Origin of the sequence: Flavobacterium sp. GSB-24, from assembly GCF_027924665.1 — a bacterium.
In the GTDB taxonomy this organism is placed as follows: domain Bacteria; phylum Bacteroidota; class Bacteroidia; order Flavobacteriales; family Flavobacteriaceae; genus Flavobacterium.
Window position 1 is genome coordinate 1,737,213 of the sequence record NZ_AP027043.1, and the last position, 17,944, is coordinate 1,755,156.

Annotated in this window: 18 protein-coding genes; 9 read left to right on the forward strand and 9 right to left on the reverse strand. The window is 32.6% G+C overall.

Annotation, left to right across the window (positions count from 1 at the left end):
• Positions 1-2 precede the first annotated feature (2 nt).
• The 5 genes from QMG60_RS07705 to tsaB all read left to right on the forward strand — a co-directional run bounded on the left by QMG60_RS07705 (position 3) and on the right by tsaB (position 5,900).
• Positions 3-1,268 carry an ABC transporter permease gene (locus QMG60_RS07705; protein WP_057117424.1) on the forward strand — a complete coding sequence of 422 codons (1,266 nt, stop codon included), beginning with the start codon at positions 3-5 and terminating at the stop codon, positions 1,266-1,268.
• A 37-nt stretch (positions 1,269-1,305) separates the two neighbouring features.
• Positions 1,306-2,421: an efflux RND transporter periplasmic adaptor subunit gene (locus QMG60_RS07710; RefSeq protein ID WP_281867388.1), complete on the forward strand. Its 1,116-nt coding sequence runs from the start codon at positions 1,306-1,308 to the stop codon at positions 2,419-2,421.
• 86 nt (positions 2,422-2,507) lie between these two features.
• A complete protein-coding gene (locus tag QMG60_RS07715) occupies positions 2,508-3,890 on the forward strand; it encodes a TolC family protein (RefSeq protein WP_134139371.1) in 1,383 nt (460 codons plus the stop codon).
• Positions 3,891-3,896: 6 nt separating this feature from the next.
• Entirely contained in the window at positions 3,897-5,189 is a 1,293-nt protein-coding gene (locus tag QMG60_RS07720; RefSeq protein WP_281867389.1) for an efflux RND transporter periplasmic adaptor subunit, read from the forward strand.
• Between the two features lie 36 nt (positions 5,190-5,225).
• The gene (gene tsaB / locus QMG60_RS07725; RefSeq protein ID WP_281867390.1) at positions 5,226-5,900 is read left to right on the forward strand and encodes a tRNA (adenosine(37)-N6)-threonylcarbamoyltransferase complex dimerization subunit type 1 TsaB; all 675 of its coding nucleotides are present in this window, start codon (positions 5,226-5,228) and stop codon (positions 5,898-5,900) included.
• A 3-nt stretch (positions 5,901-5,903) separates the two neighbouring features.
• Here tsaB and QMG60_RS07730 read toward each other — a convergent pair whose 3' ends face one another.
• Positions 5,904-6,719 carry a mechanosensitive ion channel domain-containing protein gene (locus QMG60_RS07730; protein ID WP_134139374.1) on the reverse strand — a complete coding sequence of 272 codons (816 nt, stop codon included), beginning with the start codon at positions 6,717-6,719 and terminating at the stop codon, positions 5,904-5,906.
• Between the two features lie 90 nt (positions 6,720-6,809).
• On the reverse strand, positions 6,810-7,709 hold the full coding sequence (locus tag QMG60_RS07735) for a NifU N-terminal domain-containing protein (protein ID WP_057117414.1): 900 nt from the start codon (positions 7,707-7,709) through the stop codon (positions 6,810-6,812).
• A 143-nt stretch (positions 7,710-7,852) separates the two neighbouring features.
• Here QMG60_RS07735 and QMG60_RS07740 point away from each other — a divergent pair, with 143 nt between their 5' ends.
• Both QMG60_RS07740 and QMG60_RS07745 read left to right on the forward strand, forming a co-directional pair.
• Complete coding sequence (locus QMG60_RS07740) at positions 7,853-8,842, forward strand: type IX secretion system membrane protein PorP/SprF (RefSeq protein ID WP_057117411.1); 990 nt, start codon at positions 7,853-7,855, stop codon at positions 8,840-8,842.
• A 12-nt stretch (positions 8,843-8,854) separates the two neighbouring features.
• Positions 8,855-9,373 (forward strand): gamma carbonic anhydrase family protein, encoded by a 519-nt coding sequence (locus QMG60_RS07745; protein WP_281867391.1) that lies wholly within the window; start codon positions 8,855-8,857, stop codon positions 9,371-9,373.
• A gap of 87 nt (positions 9,374-9,460) precedes the next feature.
• Here QMG60_RS07745 and QMG60_RS07750 read toward each other — a convergent pair whose 3' ends face one another.
• The 6 genes from QMG60_RS07750 to QMG60_RS07775 form a co-directional block, all read right to left on the reverse strand.
• Positions 9,461-10,177, reverse strand: coding sequence for a LytTR family DNA-binding domain-containing protein (locus tag QMG60_RS07750; protein WP_134139375.1), 717 nt, complete (start codon positions 10,175-10,177; stop codon positions 9,461-9,463).
• Positions 10,178-10,283: 106 nt separating this feature from the next.
• On the reverse strand, positions 10,284-10,994 hold the full coding sequence (locus tag QMG60_RS07755) for an intradiol ring-cleavage dioxygenase (RefSeq protein WP_281867392.1): 711 nt from the start codon (positions 10,992-10,994) through the stop codon (positions 10,284-10,286).
• A 10-nt stretch (positions 10,995-11,004) separates the two neighbouring features.
• Positions 11,005-12,117 carry a sensor histidine kinase gene (locus tag QMG60_RS07760; RefSeq protein WP_281867393.1) on the reverse strand — a complete coding sequence of 371 codons (1,113 nt, stop codon included), beginning with the start codon at positions 12,115-12,117 and terminating at the stop codon, positions 11,005-11,007.
• A 1-nt stretch (position 12,118) separates the two neighbouring features.
• Positions 12,119-12,454 carry a DUF4907 domain-containing protein gene (locus tag QMG60_RS07765; protein WP_281867394.1) on the reverse strand — a complete coding sequence of 112 codons (336 nt, stop codon included), beginning with the start codon at positions 12,452-12,454 and terminating at the stop codon, positions 12,119-12,121.
• A complete protein-coding gene (locus tag QMG60_RS07770) occupies positions 12,438-13,445 on the reverse strand; it encodes a kelch repeat-containing protein (protein WP_281867395.1) in 1,008 nt (335 codons plus the stop codon). Before QMG60_RS07770 ends, QMG60_RS07765 begins: the two co-directional genes overlap by 17 nt.
• A 15-nt stretch (positions 13,446-13,460) precedes the next feature.
• Positions 13,461-14,252, reverse strand: coding sequence for a DUF6268 family outer membrane beta-barrel protein (locus QMG60_RS07775; protein WP_281867396.1), 792 nt, complete (start codon positions 14,250-14,252; stop codon positions 13,461-13,463).
• Positions 14,253-14,534: 282 nt separating this feature from the next.
• Between QMG60_RS07775 and QMG60_RS07780 the strand changes: the two genes are divergently transcribed.
• Entirely contained in the window at positions 14,535-15,860 is a 1,326-nt protein-coding gene (locus tag QMG60_RS07780; RefSeq protein ID WP_057117396.1) for a DUF4270 family protein, read from the forward strand.
• Positions 15,861-17,096 (forward strand): aromatic hydrocarbon degradation protein, encoded by a 1,236-nt coding sequence (locus QMG60_RS07785; protein WP_281867397.1) that lies wholly within the window; start codon positions 15,861-15,863, stop codon positions 17,094-17,096.
• A gap of 4 nt (positions 17,097-17,100) precedes the next feature.
• On the opposite strand, the gene murI is transcribed toward QMG60_RS07785, so the two are convergent.
• Entirely contained in the window at positions 17,101-17,877 is a 777-nt protein-coding gene (gene murI, locus QMG60_RS07790) for a glutamate racemase (protein ID WP_281867398.1), read from the reverse strand.
• Between the last annotated feature and the right edge of the window lie 67 nt (positions 17,878-17,944).

Below are 17,944 nucleotides of genomic sequence, written 5' to 3' on the forward strand. Positions count from 1 at the left end.
ATATGTTTAAAAAAGATAATTGGGACGAGATTTTACAGGCTTTAACTGCCAACCCTTTCAGAACTATTCTGACAGCTTTTGGTGTTTTTTGGGGAATATTTATTTTGGTAATTTTACTTGCTGCCGGTAATGGTCTGGAAAATGGTATTAAAAAAGGATTTGATGGAATTGCCACAAATACCATGTTTATGTGGAGCCAGACAACCTCTAAGGCCTATAAAGGTTTGCCAAAAACACGAAGATACGATTTTAGAAACAGCGATGTTACTGCTTTAAAAGCGGCTTTGCCAGATTTATTATATGTTTCGCCTCGTAATCAATTGGGAGATTTTAACGGAACAAACAATGTGGTGAGAGGAACAAAAACTTCATCATTTACAATATATGGAGATTATCCTGAGCTGATCAAACAACAGCCAATGGATATTATTAAAGGACGTTTTGTCAATCAGCAGGATATTCAGGAGAAAAGAAAAATTGCCGTTATTGGTAAAGGTGTTATCAGCGAACTTTACGGAAAAGAAGAAGAAGCTGTTGGGACTTATATTAAGATTAATGGGATTAATTTTATGGTTGTTGGAGTTTACAAATCTAAACAGCAAGGAGGAAACGCAGAGCAGGAGCAAAAGAATATTTTTATTCCTTTTACAACTTTTCAGCAGGCTTTTAATTACGGAGACAAAGTGGGATGGATGGCGCTTACAGCAAAAGACGAAACTTCTATAACCGATTTAAAACCTAAAATTTTAGAGATTATAAAATCTTTGCATTCTATAAATCCAACAGATGATAGAGCGGTTGGAAATTTCGATTTATACGAACAATTTAATAAGGTGCAAAGTTTGTTTAATATTTTAAAAGTAATTGCATATTTTGTAGGAACATTAGTTTTGATTTCTGGTGTAATCGGAATTTCAAATATTATGCTTATTGTAGTTAAAGAACGTACAAAAGAAATAGGAATAAGAAGAGCTTTGGGAGCAACGCCCGCAGCCATTCGCTCGCAAATATTATCAGAATCTATTTTTCTAACTATAATTTCTGGAATGCTGGGAATTGCCGTCGCAACCGGAATTATAGCACTGTTAAATTTAGCACTGGATTCGATGCCTCCAAGCGATAATACTATGTTTGCCAATCCAAGTGTTGACTTAGGAGTTGTATTTGTTGCCTTATTAATATTAGTTGGATCAGGTTTGCTCGCGGGATTTATTCCAGCACAGACTGCGATCAATGTTAAACCTGTAGATGCTTTAAGAACAGAATAAATTATCAATCAAAATAAATCGATTAAACCAAGAACAAATGAAAAAAGGAGTAACTATAACCATTTTAATATTTATTGCGATCGTTTTTTTTGGCGCACTTTACTATTTGTATGCTAAAAACCAAGAGTCGCCAATTGTGTTTAAAACGGAGAAACCAGAAATTAAAACGATTGTAAAAAATACAATTGCAACTGGTAATATTCAACCTGATGAAGAGGTGTTAATCAAGCCAAATATCTCGGGTATTATTGAGCAGGTGTATATCAAAGCGGGTGAGAAAATCAAAGCTGGAGATATGATTGCAAAAATTAGAGTTGTGGCAAACGTTTCTAACGTAAGCAGTACACAAAATCAAGTGCAGACTGCTAAAATTGCTTTGGATAATCAAGAACGACTTTATAAAAGGCAAAAAACATTATTTGAAAAAGATGTAATCTCTGCAAATGATTTTGATGCTGCTCAAGTAGCTTACAATCAGGCAAAACAAACTTATCTGGCAGCAAAACAAAGCTTAGATATTGTTAAAACAGGAACAACATCTTCTTTAGGAAGTTATGCCAATACTTTAATTCGCTCTACAGTTAACGGAATGGTTTTAGACGTTCCTGTAAAAGTTGGAAATCAAGTTATTGAAAGTAATAATTTTAATGAAGGAACTACAATTGCCAGCGTTGCTGACGTTGGAAGAATGATTTTTATTGGAAAAATTGACGAATCTGAAGTAGGTAAAATCAAAGAAAAAATGCCTATTGAGATTACAATTGGTGCCATTGAAAACAAAAAATTTGATGCAGTTCTAAACTATATTGCGCCAAAAGGTGTTACAGAAAATGGAGCAATTCAATTTGAAATTAAAGCTCAAATGGTTAATAGAGATGACACTTTTATTAGAGCTGGTTTGAGTGCAAATGCTTCAATTATTTTAGAGAAAGCAGATAAAATTCTGGCAATAAAAGAATCACTAGTTCAATTTGACAAAAAAACACAAAAACCTTATGTTGAGATCGAAACTGCGCCACAGAAATTTCAAAGAAGAGATTTGGTTCTTGGGGTAAGCGACGGTATCTACGTTCAAGTTAAAAGCGGTGTAAAGAGTACAGATAAAATAAAAATCTGGAATCAAGGACTGATTAATGACGCAGAAAAAAAATAATTTAATTTGAAGTTTTGAGGATCTTTTTGGTTTTAAAAAATGTTAAATTTGCGTAGTTTCATTTACTGCGCTTTCATTTAAAATATATGAAAATAAATAAAATTAATAGTCTGGTTTTTGCAATGTTATTCGGTTTTGGATTAGCTGGACACGCGCAATCAAAGCAATGGACATTGGAAGAATGTGTGAGATACGCATTAGAAAATAATATTACGATAAAATTATCTGAATTAGACGTAAAAAATGCTGATATCGATAAAAAAGGTGCGTTAGGAAATTATCTTCCATCTGTTAATGGTAATGCATCTCACTCATGGAATATTGGTCTGAATCAGGATGTTACAACTGGTATCTTACGTAATCAAACTACTCAGTATTCTTCAGTTGGTCTAAATGCTGGAGTTGATATCTACAAAGGTCTCCAAAATCAAAATACTTATAGAAGAGCGAAGTTATCTATTATCGCATCAAAATATCAATTGTTGAAGATGCAGGAAGATATTTCTCTGAATGTAGCTAGTGCTTTCTTACAGATTTTATCAAATAAAGAAGATTTAAAAGTTAAAAAAGAACAATTATCAATTGACGAAAAGCGTTTTGCTCGTTCTGAGGAAATGGTAAATGCAGGAACAATTCCTCGCGGAGATTTGTTTGATTTAAAAGCAACTGTAGCCACAGATAAACAAAATATTGCTATTTCAGAAAATAATTTATTGATTTCAAAATTAAGCTTAGCTCAGCTTTTACAATTGAAAGAATTTGCCGATTTTGACGTAATAGATAATACAAATCTACAAGATGAGAATAATATTCTTGGTCAAACTCCAGTTGAAATTTATAACAAAGCAAAGGATATAAGAACAGAAGTTAAGCTGGCACAAACAAATCTTGAGATTGCTGAAAAAAATGTTGCTATAGCAAAGGGAGCTTATCAGCCAACACTTAGTGGTTTTTATGGTTTTAATACAAGAGCAAGTTACAGCGATCAAGTTAAATTTGACGCAAACGACCAACCCTATACAGTAGGACCAGATCCGATATTCCAACAGTTTAGTGATAATAAAGGACATAATTTTGGATTACAATTAAATGTTCCAATTTTTAATGGATGGTCAGTTAAGAACAATGTGGAAAGAAACAAAGTAAGTTTAGAAAAATCTAAAATAGATTTAGAACAAAAAAGTTTAGATTTGCAACGTAACGTTTATACTGCTTTTACAGATGCAAAAGCAGCCCTAAATACTTACGAAGCGTCTACTGTAACTTTAGAAGCAAGACAGCAAGCTTACAATTATGCAAAAGAAAAATACGATGTAGGTTTGATGAATTCATTTGATTTTACTCAAGCTCAAACATTGTTGACAAATGCACAGTCTGATGTTATCAGAACAAAATATGATTACATGTTCAAAATTAAAATACTTGAATTTTATTTCGGAATTCCAATCGTTCCCATTATTACAAAATAATTTATTATGTCAAAAAAAACAATTTATTTCTTAGTAGGTGGTGCAGTAGTACTTATTGCAATTTTAATCGGTCTTTCGAAATCGGGAGTTATAGGAAATAAGGATGAAGGAAAAGAAGTAGAAATATCAAAAGTAACAGCTTCAACAATTGTTGAAACAGTTTCGGCAACAGGTAAAATTCAACCAGAAATTGAAGTGAAGATTTCTCCAGAAGTATCTGGGGAAATTATTTTACTTAACGTAAAAGAAGGTCAGGTTGTTAAAAAAGGAGATTTGCTGGTTAAAATTAACCCAGATTTATATACCTCTAGTTACAACCGTTCGGTATCTAACTTGTCAGGTTCTAAAGCTGGTTTAACACAATCTGAGGCTAGTTTTAAAGAAGCAAAAGCTAATTATGAACGTAATAAAACCTTGTACGACAAAGGTGTAATCTCAAGATCTGATTGGGATAAAGCTATAGCTTCATTTGAAGTGGCGAAAGCGACAAAGCAAAATTCATATTACAGTGTTCAAAGTGCTTCGGCTTCTGTAAGTGAAGCGAGAGACAATTTAGGACGTACAACTATCTACTCTCCTGCAGACGGAACAATTTCTGTTCTAAACGTAGAATTAGGAGAAAGAGTTTTAGGAACGCAGCAAATGGCTGGAACGGAACTTTTGCGTGTTGCTAACCTTAATAATATGGAAGTTGAAGTTGACGTAAACGAAAATGATATTGTAAAAATTAAAATTGGAGACGAAGCAAACGTTGAAGTTGATGCTTATTTGAAAAAGAAGTTTAAAGGAATTGTAACTAGTATTTCTAATTCTGCAAGTACAACTCTAACTTCTGATCAGGTAACTAATTTTAAGGTTAAAGTTCGTATTTTAAAACAATCGTATCAAGATTTGTTAGAAGGAAAACCAAGTACTTATTCTCCTTTTAGACCTGGAATGACAGCGACTGTTGATATCATTACAACTACAAAAACAAACGTTTTGGCAGTGCCAATTAGTTCTGTTGTAGTAAAATCGGATACTGCGGCTGTAAAAGATTTTACGGTTGAAGATCCTAATGCTGATAAAAAAGCAGCTCCAAAAAGCGATAAAAAATTCGAATGTGTTTTTGTAAAAGTTGGTGATAAAGCTAAAATTAGAATCATTAAAACAGGAATTCAAGATGATACTAATATTGAAGTAATGTCTGGCTTAAAACCAGGTGATGTTGTAATTACGGGACCATATACAACAGTCTCTAAAGATCTTAATTCTGGAGATAAGGTAAAACTTAAGAAAGCTGAAGGTTCTAAGAAATAACAATACAATTCAATACTAATTTTAAAATATAATACTTTGTCTTTTATTCTCAACATCGAAACGGCTACTAAAAATTGTTCTGTATCTGTTGCTAAAGATGGGAAAACCATTGTTTGCAGCGAACTTGCAGATGAAGGATATTCGCATGCCGAAAAACTTCATGTTTTTATTGAAGAAGTAATTGCAAAAGCAGGCATTTCTGTTCAGGATTTAAATGCAATTGCAGTCAGCCAAGGTCCAGGATCTTATACAGGATTAAGAATTGGTGTTTCTGCTGCAAAAGGGTTGTGTTATGCTTTAAATATACCTTTAATCGCTATCGATACACTTAAAACTTTGGCTTCTCAGGCAGAAGTTACAGATGGAAAAATTATTCCGATGTTAGATGCACGCCGTATGGAAGTTTACAGCGCCGTATTCAATACAGATTTGAGTATCGAAAGAGCTATTAAAGCCGAAATAATTGACGAAAATTCATTTCAAGAATATACAGATAAGCTTTACTTTGTCGGCGATTGTGCCGATAAATGCAAAGCCGTTTTGACCAAAGAAAATTTTGTGTTCTTAGAAAATATCAAATATCCTTCGGCACAAGCTATGAGTAAAATCAGTTTTGATAAATATCAAAAAAGCGACACTGTAGATGTCGCTTATTTTGAACCTTATTATTTAAAAGATTTTATGATTACTGCCCCGTCAAAAAAGCAATAATAATTATTTTTGAATCGTAAAGGGCTGAACAGATATTCCTGCTTCATCCAATGCAATTTTGCAATTCTCTAAAGTATCTGAAACTACCGAGCCAAAGTCTGCCTTTGCTGCCCAAGGGCGAACTGCAAAATCAACAGAACTGGCAGATAGGTTTTTTACAAAAACTTCTGGCGCAGGATTTTTAAGAACCTTCGGATTTGATAGTAAAACCTCTAAAAGAATATCTTTCGCTTTTTTGATATCCGAGTCATAAGAAACTGAAAATGTCAAGTCCGCTTTTCTTTCAGCCTGCATTGAATAATTAATGATCGTTCCGTTTGATAATGCACCATTTGGTACAAAAACGGTCTGATTAGTTCCAGTAATCATTTTTGTTACAAAAATTTGAATTTCTTCAACAGTAGCAATAACACCTTGTGCCTCAATTGTATCGCCAACTTTAAAAGGTTTAAAAACAATAATAAGCATTCCTCCTGCAAAATTCGAAAGCGATCCTTGTAAAGACAAACCAACAGCAAGTCCCATTGCTCCTAAAATCGCAACAAAAGAAGAAGTTTCGATTCCAAGTTTTGAAATAAAAGTGACAAATAAAAGAATTCTAAGTGCCCATAATAAAATATCTGCTAGAAATTTTGTTAAAGTTGGGTCAAGATTTCTCTTCACCATTATTTTTCTAATCAATCTGTTTATTAGTCTGATGGCATATAAACCAACAAATAGAATTAGAAATGCAGAAATTAATTTAGGAGAATAATCAACTAAGATGTTAATAAATCTCGTGATGTAAGTACTAACTTGGTCTGAAGTAACTTCGTTCATGATTTTAATATAAAAAAAACCTTCTCAAAAGTAGAGAAGGTAGGTTTGTGCTGCAAATATAATTGAAATTCTTATATAAGAAAAAAGGCATTAAGCATTAACAGCTTCAACCTTTATAGCTTCATCGTTCAACATGCTTTTCAGCATATTTTCGATACCGCTTTTTAAGGTAAATGTTGATGATGGACAACCGCTGCAAGCACCTTGTAAAAGCACTTTTACCGTTTTATCATCTTCATTATAAGATTCAAAAGCAATATTTCCACCGTCAGCAGCCACTGCAGGTTTTACATATTCTTCTAGAATATTAATAATTTGTTGAGAAGTAACGTCTAGTTTGTCAAACGCTTCATCTTTTGTTACTTCATTTTTTGTTGTAGTTTGAATTAAACTTTCGTCTAAAACAGTTCCGCCATTTTCGATAAACTGTTTAATGAAAGTTCTAAGTTCTAAAGTAATTTCAGACCAGTCGTTAATCTCGTATTTTGTAACAGAAATATAATTCTCATCAATAAAAATTTCTTTTACATACGGAAATTTAAACAATTCCTGAGCTAATGGAGAAGAAGCAGTTTGATCGATATTTTTATATTCTACAGCATTACGAGTCAGCATTCTGCTTACTACGAATTTTAGTGCAGAAGGATTTGGAGTAGTTTCTCCGTAAACCGTTATGGGTTGTTTTTTTGTTTTAGTTTCATCAACTTTAATGATAACTCCTCCATTCTCAACAAAAGAACTAATTTGTTCAGCAACAGCATCTTTAACGTCATCCCAATCTACAATACTATATCTTTCGATAGCAATAAAATTTCCAGAAATATATACTGTCTTTACGAATGGTAAATAGAATAACTGCTGAGCAAGTGGAGAAGCCTGAGCCTCGTCGATGTTTTTAAACTCAAAGTTTTGATTTTGAGTAATGAAATCTTCAAATTCAAACTTTAATATAGTAGGATTTTGAGTTTCTTTTATGGTGATTTTTGTCATGGTATTATATTTTTTGCAAATTTACTAAAGTTATTTTCTACTAATAGCTATATTTGATTTTTTAATAAAATAATTAAGACTCTTTTCAAAGAAATCGTATTAAATTGCAGGAGTGAAAATTATATAGATACAAAATTGCCTTTATGAAATTAAAAATCAAGGTTTTATTAGTTTTTCTTATTACTTCATTTTATTCTTTTTCTCAGGAAGGAATACCTGTTTATTCTGACTATTTGTCTGATAATTATTATTTAATTCACCCGTCAATGGCTGGTGCCGCTAATTGTGCAAAAATTAGATTAACTGCTAGAAAACAATGGTTTGGGCAAGAAGATGCGCCATCTTTACAAACATTAAGTTTTAACGGAAGAGTAGGCGAGCGCTCTGGGGCTGGTATTATTGTTTTTAATGATAAAAACGGATATCATTCACAGAAAGGGGTAAAATTAACTTATGCACATCATATTATGTTTTCAAGAGATGAAATTGATCTAAATCAGTTGTCTTTTGGAATTAGCGGAGGTTTGATACAGAATCAATTAGATGAAACGAAATTTGGAGGAACTTTTGATCCGATCGTTTTTGGTTCGATTCAAAAAGACTCTTATTTTAATCTTGATATTGGAGCTTCTTATAATTTTATGGACTTTTATGCACATGCAACCGTGCAGGGTTTACTAGAAACAAGACGAGAATTATATACTGACTATGAAAGTGATAACCTTAGAAAGTTTTTATTGAGTGTAGGATATGTTTTTGGTAAAAATGATAATATTACCTGGGAACCGTCTATTCTTTTTCAATTTTTTGACCAAACCAAAGAGAAAACACTAGACATAAACCTTAAAGCTTACAAAAATATGGATTTTGGAAGTCTTTGGGCGGCTCTTTCTTATAGAAGAGGTTTTGATGGAGCTCAATATCTTTCAGGAAGCGGAGTTTCTTCTCAAAAATTACAATTTATAACACCAATTGTAGGTGTAAATTTTAAGAATTTTATGTTTGCATACACTTATTCTCAAGTGATGGGAGATGTAAAATTTGATACTGGTGGTTATCATCAAATTACTTTAGGAATTAATTTATTTTGTAAAAAAGCACGTTACGATTGTAACTGTCCTGCAATTAACTAAATTTTATTTTTTATGCTGATTAAATCTGTAAACGGAAAATCACCTTTGATTCCAGAGGATTGTTATGTTGCTGAAAATGCGACTATTGTAGGCGATGTTACTTTTGGCGATTCTTGCAGTGTCTGGTTTAATGCTGTTGTTCGAGGAGATGTTCATTTTATTAAAATTGGCAATAAAGTAAACATTCAAGATGGCGCAATTATTCACTGCACCTATCAAAAACATCCAACAATAATTGGAGATAATGTTTCGATAGGGCATAATGCTATCGTACACGGCTGTACTATTCATGATAATGTTTTGATTGGAATGGGCGCTATTGTAATGGATAATTGTGTTATAGAAAGTAACTCAATCATTGCTGCTGGAGCCGTGGTTACACAAAATACGGTTGTAACTTCTGGAAGTATTTATGCAGGCGTTCCCGCCAAAAAAGTAAAAGACATAGATCAGTCTAATTTTGCAGGTGAAATCGAACGCATTTCAAATAATTATGTCATGTATTCAAGCTGGTTTAAAAACGAAGATTAGGCTTAAAAAAAAATCAATATAAAATTCCAAATTCCAAAAGAATCAAACCTTGGAATTTGGAATTTTCTTTTTTGGGATTTAAAAAACTTAGAGGTTGATTTTTTCGAAGAAAGTATTTTTATAGCTTTCGCTGATAGGAATACGTTTATCGCTTATTAATACCTTATTTTTTTGAATAGATTTCACATGTTTTATATTGATAATATACGATCGGTGAATTCGTGCAAAACCCTTATTAGAAAGTAAATTTTCTAATTTAATCAAGCTGATTAAAGTCAAAATGAATTTATTATCTGTAGTGTAAATTTTGACATAATCTTTCAAACCTTCAATAAAAAGAATATCAGCAAAATTTAGTTTTACATTTTCGTACTCCGCGCGTACAAACATAAAATCTTGTTCGATTTCTGGAGCAGTTGTATTTTCCGAAATTGCTTGAATTGCTGTTGCCGGCTGTAAAACCTGCTGTGCTCTTACTACCGCTTTTAAAAATCGATGAAAAGGGATTGGTTTTACCAAATAATCGACCGCACCAAGATTAAATCCTTCTACAGCATAATCTGAGTATGCAGTTGTAAAAATAACCAAAGGCTTTTTTTCGATTGTATTTAAAAAGTCAATTCCAGAAAAATGCGGCATCTGAATATCCAAAAATACCAAATCAACATTATTTTGATTAATAAATGAAACGGCATCAATCGCATTGTTGAACGAATTTACTAATTCAAGTGAGTCCACTTTTTTAACAAAATCCTGCAGTAGTTCTACAGCTAAAGGTTCGTCATCAATAATTACACATTTCATTTGTTCTGGATTAAATTTTTACAATTTGTTTTGGCATTCAAAAGTAATTTGAAACCAGTAGATTAAGTTTTAAAGTTTTCATAAAATACTGGTTAAGAGATCACAATTAAGCGTTAACAGTTATCGTTTTAGTAAGAGTGTAACCGTCTGTTAAATTGCCGGTTATAGTTGCCAAGTCATTAGATAAACTATCAGCAAAAACATTATCTTTTGTATTTGCGGTATCGGCCTGTCCGTGTGCAGCATAATTACTGCTAGAATATACCTGACTTGAAACGTTTTCTGGAAAAGCAATTTGAGTTACTAATAAAGAACTGCCAGTGCTCGATAAAACTTCAACATGTACATGCGGCGCCCTTCCTTGATACCAGCCAGGATAAATCGAAATAAAAGAAACATTTCCGTTGGTATCAGAAGTTTGTCTTCCTCTTAAAAAATGTACAGAAGTATAATCTGTCTGCTGCATAGATGTTCCTCCATATTCAGAATAATTTCCGTCTTTATCACAATGCCAGACATCTACTAAAACTCCCGACAGAGGTTCGCAATTGTTCTTTTGGTTTTCAATCTTTAAATTAATCAGCAGAGCAACTCCAACACGATCAGATTTAATATTTTCTAAAACCAGCTGGCTTGGCGTTTTGATGGGAAAAGGGCCTTTTGTCTCTGAAGGTGAAACAGTACAGCTTCCATCTCCAGAATTACCTGAGTTGGTTTCATCATTGTCACTTTTGGAGCATGATTCTAATAATTTTGAAGCTGTTGCTAATGAAGCAATGCCTAAAATACCATTTCGAATGAATTTTTTTCTGTCCATAATCAGTTGTTTAATCTATTGCGGTTTTAATTTCATCTAATTTTAGATTCAAATGAACTCGGTAATATTCATTATCCTGAGTAATGGTTAGTTCGTGCGCGTTAGGGTACAATAAATCGAGACGGTTTTGAATGTTCACCAATCCAATTCCTGAATTTTCAGGATCTTTTACATAATTTTCGATGGTATTTTCAATCCAAAAATCAAGATTATTATCAGTAATCAAAATTTTAATTTTTACGTGGGCTGCACCTTTATAATCGGTTCCGTATTTAAAAGCATTTTCGACAAAAGAAATCAATAACAATGGCTCAATAAATTTATTCCTAGTATTGCCATGAACATTAATTACAATGTCTTCAATGTTGTTTAATCTGAGTTTTTGCAGTTCAATGTAATTCTGAATATAGTTAACCTCTTTTTCTAAAGCCACCGTTTTATTGTCTGTCTCATACAGCATATAGCGCATAAGTTCAGACAAGGTCACGATGGCATCAGGGACCAAATCAGATTTTTTGTGTGCCAAAGAATAAATACTATTTAACGAATTGAATAAAAAGTGCGGATTGGTTTGTTTGCGCAGGTATATTAATTCTGTATTTGTTCTATGTGTTTCTGCAATAAGTTTATTTTGCTGATTATTATAGAATTCGGTTAATGTTCTAATAATAGCGCTGATCGTTATAATTAAAATATAGAAAAATGATGGACCAATCTTAAAAAAAAGTGGCTGTCTCATTTCAATTCTATGCGTCATTCTGCCTTTCGGGAAAAAATGCGGACCTTCAGGAATCATTCTGGCAGGCATTACATTTTCGGGTCTTAAATGTCTAAATTCAGGAATAAAATAATTTATCCTAATAATCATAAAAGCGGCGATAAGGCCAAAAGCAACTATAAAATAAAACCAATATTTTTTTTGTAAAAGATAAATTGGAACCAAGTAAAAATAGTTCAGATAAAACAATACAATCCCGGTTATCCATTGCACATAGAAGTCATTATTGATCTTAAACGGACTTTCATAAAACTGTATTAAGGAAGTTAAAATAAAGAAAATCCATATTACACAATGAAACAAGATTTTGTTATAGCCTGTATTTTTAATGGTATCTAGCTGCATTTTACAATTTTATTTTTAATAAAATTAAATCTTTTTTGGTTACCGTTGGGGATAAGTTTTCTTTGAGTTTTTGTTTTACAAGATCAGCAACTTTCAAAGCATCATCTTCTGTTTTAAAACTTTTATTCTCACTAATTGCAGGAATAATTGACTGCTTAATCAAAATCTTTTCTTTGTATGAAATGGTATAGCCCCATCCCGAATTTGTTTTAAAAGCACTAGATGTCAGAACTTCTTTTTTAGCGCAGGCAGCAAAAAATAAGAGAAATGCAATAAATAGTAAATTCTTCTGGATGATATTCCAGAAGAATTTTTTGATATTAATTATCGTCATCATTTTGTTCTTCCAATGGTCTAAATTCCCAAGCATCATCAAAATAAGTAGAACCAATTCTTCCTAACATATAAAACCCGCGATTGTTAATTGCAAAACCAACTGCATCAGTTCTTGTAGCGCCTTCCATTGGAGTTCTTTCTACCCATAAGTCGGTTGTCGGGTTGTATTCCCAAATTGTTTTTACGTTTTCACCACCTACAACATATCCTAATCCATTCATAGAGAAACTTGATGCATTAGAACGTACAATTGCATAATCGTCGTTGTAGCTGTCATTATCATCTGTATCTTTATCAATATCTCTTTTTCTAGTCCAAACATCTGTTGAAGGATCAAACTCCCAAAAATCTTCTTGGTAAACTCCGTTATTGACACCAGTTGCTAAGTACGCTTTATCTGCAATTACAAAAACTGTGGCATTACGTCTTTTGTTTCCGCTAAAGCCATTTACAAGTGTCCAAGTATTGGCTTGATCATCATATTGATAAAAATCTTTTAAATAATTTCCATCATAACCAGTACCAAAATAAGCTTTACCGCCGGCCTGAAAACCTACTGCTGCATAACGAGCCGTTCCTGCAAAATCTGTTTTTTGTGTCCAGCTGTTGCTAGAAGGATCATATTGATAAAAATCTTTCAGTTTATTTGTTCCATCATAACCAAGACCAACATATCCTTTTTCGTTTAATGCAAAACTAGATGCAGAGCTTCTGCCTACGCCTGCAAAGTCAGCCTTCTGCTCCCAATAATCTCCAGTTGAGTTATAAGCCCATAAATCTTTTAAATAAACATCGCCAGTATAACCTCCGGCTACGTAAGCAAAATCTCCAATAACAAAACTTGTTGCACTAGATCTTGCAGGGCCGTCGAAGGCTGATTTTTTAATCCAGTTTCCCATTAAATCGTCATCATCATTGTCATTGCTGCAACTTATAAAAAAGAGGCCTGAGAAAAGCGCTGTGAATAAAATTCCTTTTTTTAGATTAATCATAGTTTATTTAATTATTTATTGTTTGTATTTGATCCCGACTCCTAAAACGTAACCATTTCCAGTATTGTAGTCATAAACTTTATGATCGTTATTGTTTAATAAGTTGTATTTTTTATTAAAATCATAACCCGCTTTAAAATTTAAAAACCAATTTTTGGTGACATTCCTTTCGTACTCAAAAGCCGATGTCATTTGTGATAAAACTGCTTTTTCGGCATTACTATCTTTATCAGCAGAAACATCCAAATGATAGAAGTTTCCATTAAAACTGTTCGTCAGACTAAACTTGTTTCGTTCATTATTTGAATAGGAAAACTTTGAATCTGGAAACCCAATTCGAAAGTTAGTTTTCTCATTCATTTTATAATCAAAAGCAATAATTGGAGTAAATTTTGGTGCACCAAATATTGATGTCCGACCAGCTCCCAGTATTACATTTAGTCTTGAACTGATTTTTTGGTTAATTTCCAGATTTCCTAAAACAGTAAGATCTGAGAAATCTAAATTTCCCTGAAAATTTGCTGTCGGAATTATAGAAATCTGCCAGTTTGTTTTTTCTGACATCTCATAAGAATATTCAAATTTGTTTTGAATTTGATTGAATTTATCCTGATCAGCATTGAAATTATAAGGATTGAATTCGTAATTCACTTTCAAATTCGAGTATTCTACTGTGTTAGTAATAGTGTTTTGAGTTCCAATTTTTTTTTGATAAAAAACTGCAATATCTGTTTCATTAAAATTTATCTTTTTTGTGGGCTCCGTTTTGATATTCATAGAAACACCAAAATGTTCTTGGGCTTTCATTCCTAAAAAAGAAATCAAAAAAAGAGAACACATTAAAAACCGTACTTTCATTATTTATTTTATTGGCTCAAAATTAGGTGGATGACGGTCTTAAAAAAAAGAAGATATATGTACGCCGTGTTTTGATAGACAAAATCGTTCTTTTTATGGTCGAATTAAATTTTGAGAGTGCAATTGGTATTGTAGATCGTTTTGAGTGATTTGTAGCTTAAAAATGCACAGTAGTATATGTTATAGTGTATCACCAAACCCTGCATTTTATATTTGCTCAAAAAATATATTATGCACAAGTTTATATTGATACTGCTTTTTGTACTAACCATATTTTCATGTGGTACAGATACTGACACGGGGGAGTTTACGGTTGGATCAGATTATTTGGCTTTAAGTAATAAAGTAATTATGATTGATACGGTTACAGTCGACATGTCAACTATAAATTTCGACTCCCTTGCAACTTCAAACCGCTCTAGAATTCTGATAGGAAACTATGACGATCCAATTTTTGGAAAAGTGAAATCAGATAGTTATTTTCAGCTTTCTACAAGTGTTTATGCTTTATCTAGTGTAGGATCAGATACAGAATCTGTAAATTATGTTTTCGATTCAATTTCGATGATTCTTAAATATGATCGTTATTATTATGGAGATACCACCAGAGTACAGACTTTTAATATTCATCGATTAACTCAAAAAGTCAAACCTAACACAGAAGATAACAATTTCTATAATAATTCGACTTTGACTTACAGTCCCGAAAGTTTAGGGACAATATCTTTTAAGCCAAGACCAAAAGAAAAAGATTCTATAAATATTCAAATGAGTAAAGAGTTTGGAGAAGCTCTTTTTCAAAAAATAAAGAAAAGGGAGGTTACAGATTTTGATAGTTTTACAGAATATTTGAAAGGACTTGTTTTAGTCCCAGAAAATTCTACCTCTTCAAATGTAATCGGATTTAGTGTTTCGTCCAGTAAAGTCCGATTGTACTATTCTAAATACCAAACAGATAGTGAGACGCCTTTTATAATTGATTTTACAATTCTGGATGCTACGAAACAATTTAACTCTATTTCGCTCAATAAAACGGGAACTATACTGCAAAATCTCCCCATTTCCAGTAGTAAGTTATCTAGCACGCTCACTAGTAATCAAGGATTTATTCAATCTGGAACAGGTGTAGCCTGCCGAGTCGATTTTCCAAATATAAAGCAGTTTAAAAATATTGCTGTAAATGGAGCAATTGTAGATGCAGAATTAATTTTGAAACCAGTAAACAATTCTTATTCTGAAAAATATCCTCTGGCAGATTCGTTGACTGTTTATGTTGGCGATAATTTAAATAGAATAAGCGGCACATTGGTCAACTCAGCCGGAACTTCTGTTTATGGAAAATTGAATAAGAAGAGTGATGAGTTTAACGAAAATGTTGGGTATTCAATTTCAGTTGGAAATTTTCTCCAGAAAGAAATGCTCAAGCAATCAGATTCGAGATCCTCTCTCATACTGACTTTACCAGGAATTGCCCAGTCTGTTAATAGAATAGTTCTAGGCGATCAAAAGCATTTGAACAATAAAATTCAGCTGAAAATTTATTATATCTCATACTAAATGAAAAATAAAATTGTTTTATGGAGCTGCTTCATTTTGATGTCGCTGAGTTCGTTTTCACAAAGCATTTCAAGTTCGCCATACTCATTATATGGTGTTGGAAGTTTATATGATTCAGATTTTGGTTATCTGTCTTCAATTGGTTCATCTGGAATTGCTTTGCCTTCAGATACTTTTATCAATAATCTAAATCCGGCTTCGCTTGGATTTATGTATCAAAATCATTTTTTATTTGATATTGGAGGAAAAGCTATTGCAACAACATATCAAAGCGGTTCACGCTCAGAGAAACGAAATAACTTTCAGTTTTCTCATTTGGCTTTTGCTTTTCCAGTTACAAAAAATTCTGGATTTAGTGTATCAATGCGTCCGTATTCTAGCTCAGTATTTAAAATTTCAAATTTGAAACTGCCAATAGCCGACAGCCAAGAATATTACTATGTAACGGCACAAGGATCGGGCGGTTTAAATAATTTGGATTTTTCATACGGATATAAATTTGGAAAGAAATTGACATTAGGAGCAACTGCAACAGTACTTTTTGGAAATACAGTTGATGAACGTTCTTTTTTAATTTCAAATTCAATTACAACAATAAATAAAAAGACAAATTATAGTGGCGTTCGGGCTACACTTGGGGCTCAATATAAAATAGATTCGACTTTTACGGTTGGTACAACATTTAAAGTTCCGACAAGAGTAAAAGCTTCTAAAATACAGTCTGTAACAAGTATTGCAGATGAAGTTCAATCTTCTATACAAACTGACCAAGCTTCAGATACAGATGATTATTATATGCCTTTAGAAATAGGCTTTGGAGTGAGTAAACGATTTAAGAATAATTTGAATCTGACGTTAGATTACGAAAAAAGTTTATGGGGCGATACAAAGCAATCTGACTTATATGGCGACTTTTTAAACCAAGATCGTTTTGCACTTGGTTTTACCTATAGTTCTAAAAAGAATGCCCGAAAATATTGGGATAGAGTAGGATATGCTGCCGGAATAAATTATGACACGGGTTATCTTGAAGTTGATTCACAACGTGTAAAGAATGCATCATTTTCTGTAGGAATTAATCTTCCAATAGATAATACTTTTTCATCTTTGAATGTGTCATATTCGTATGGACAAAAAGGAAGAATAGCAGATGATCTCATAAAAGAAAATTACCATAAAATATCACTTAATTTATCGCTGGACGGAATTTGGTTCGTCAAGCGAAAAATTGAATAATAGATTAAAAGTCTTTTCTTATTACTGGATATTTATATTCTAAAATTGACTCAAGAACTTTAGGGTCAGAATTGACATAAAATACAGGATCATTTTGTATCATATCTGAAAAGCCTACTTTATCTCGAAGTAAATTTTTAGTTTGTCTGGCAACAGCTTCTCCCGAATCAATAATTTTAATATGGTCTGGGAGAATTTTTTTGATCTGAGGAATCAAATAAGGATAATGACTGCACCCTAAAACCAGATAATCAATATTAGCTTCAATCATAGGTTTTAAGTACGATTCCAGCAGTTGTGTCATTTCTGGCGAGTATAAATTTCCATCTTCAATAAGTTGAACAAGGCCATAACCAACTTGTTCAATTATTTTGGTATTTTGAAACATTTCGGCAGTTTTATTAAACAGCTCACTGTTTAAAGTTCCTTTAGTGGCAAGAATTCCAATTACCTGAGTCTGAGAATTGTTTGCTGCGGGCTTAATTGCAGGTTCGATTCCAACAAACGGAACATCGTAGTCTGCGCGGAGTTCAAATATGGCATTTGTCGTAGCGGTATTGCAGGCAACAACAATTAGTTTACAATTATTCTCTAGTAAAAACTCTACATTTTTTTTACTTAAATCAACTATTTCATCTTTGCTTTTTTGACCGTAAGGTGCGTTTTTGCTGTCAGCCAGATATATCGTTTTTTCGTTTGGAAGCAGATCATGAATGGCGCTCCAAATGGAAGTTCCGCCAATGCCAGAATCAAAAACGCCTATAGGATTGTTGTTTATCATAAAGCAAATTTAATATTTTTTGATAAAATTTATTACTCTAAGTTAATTCAAATCTAGAAATTATACG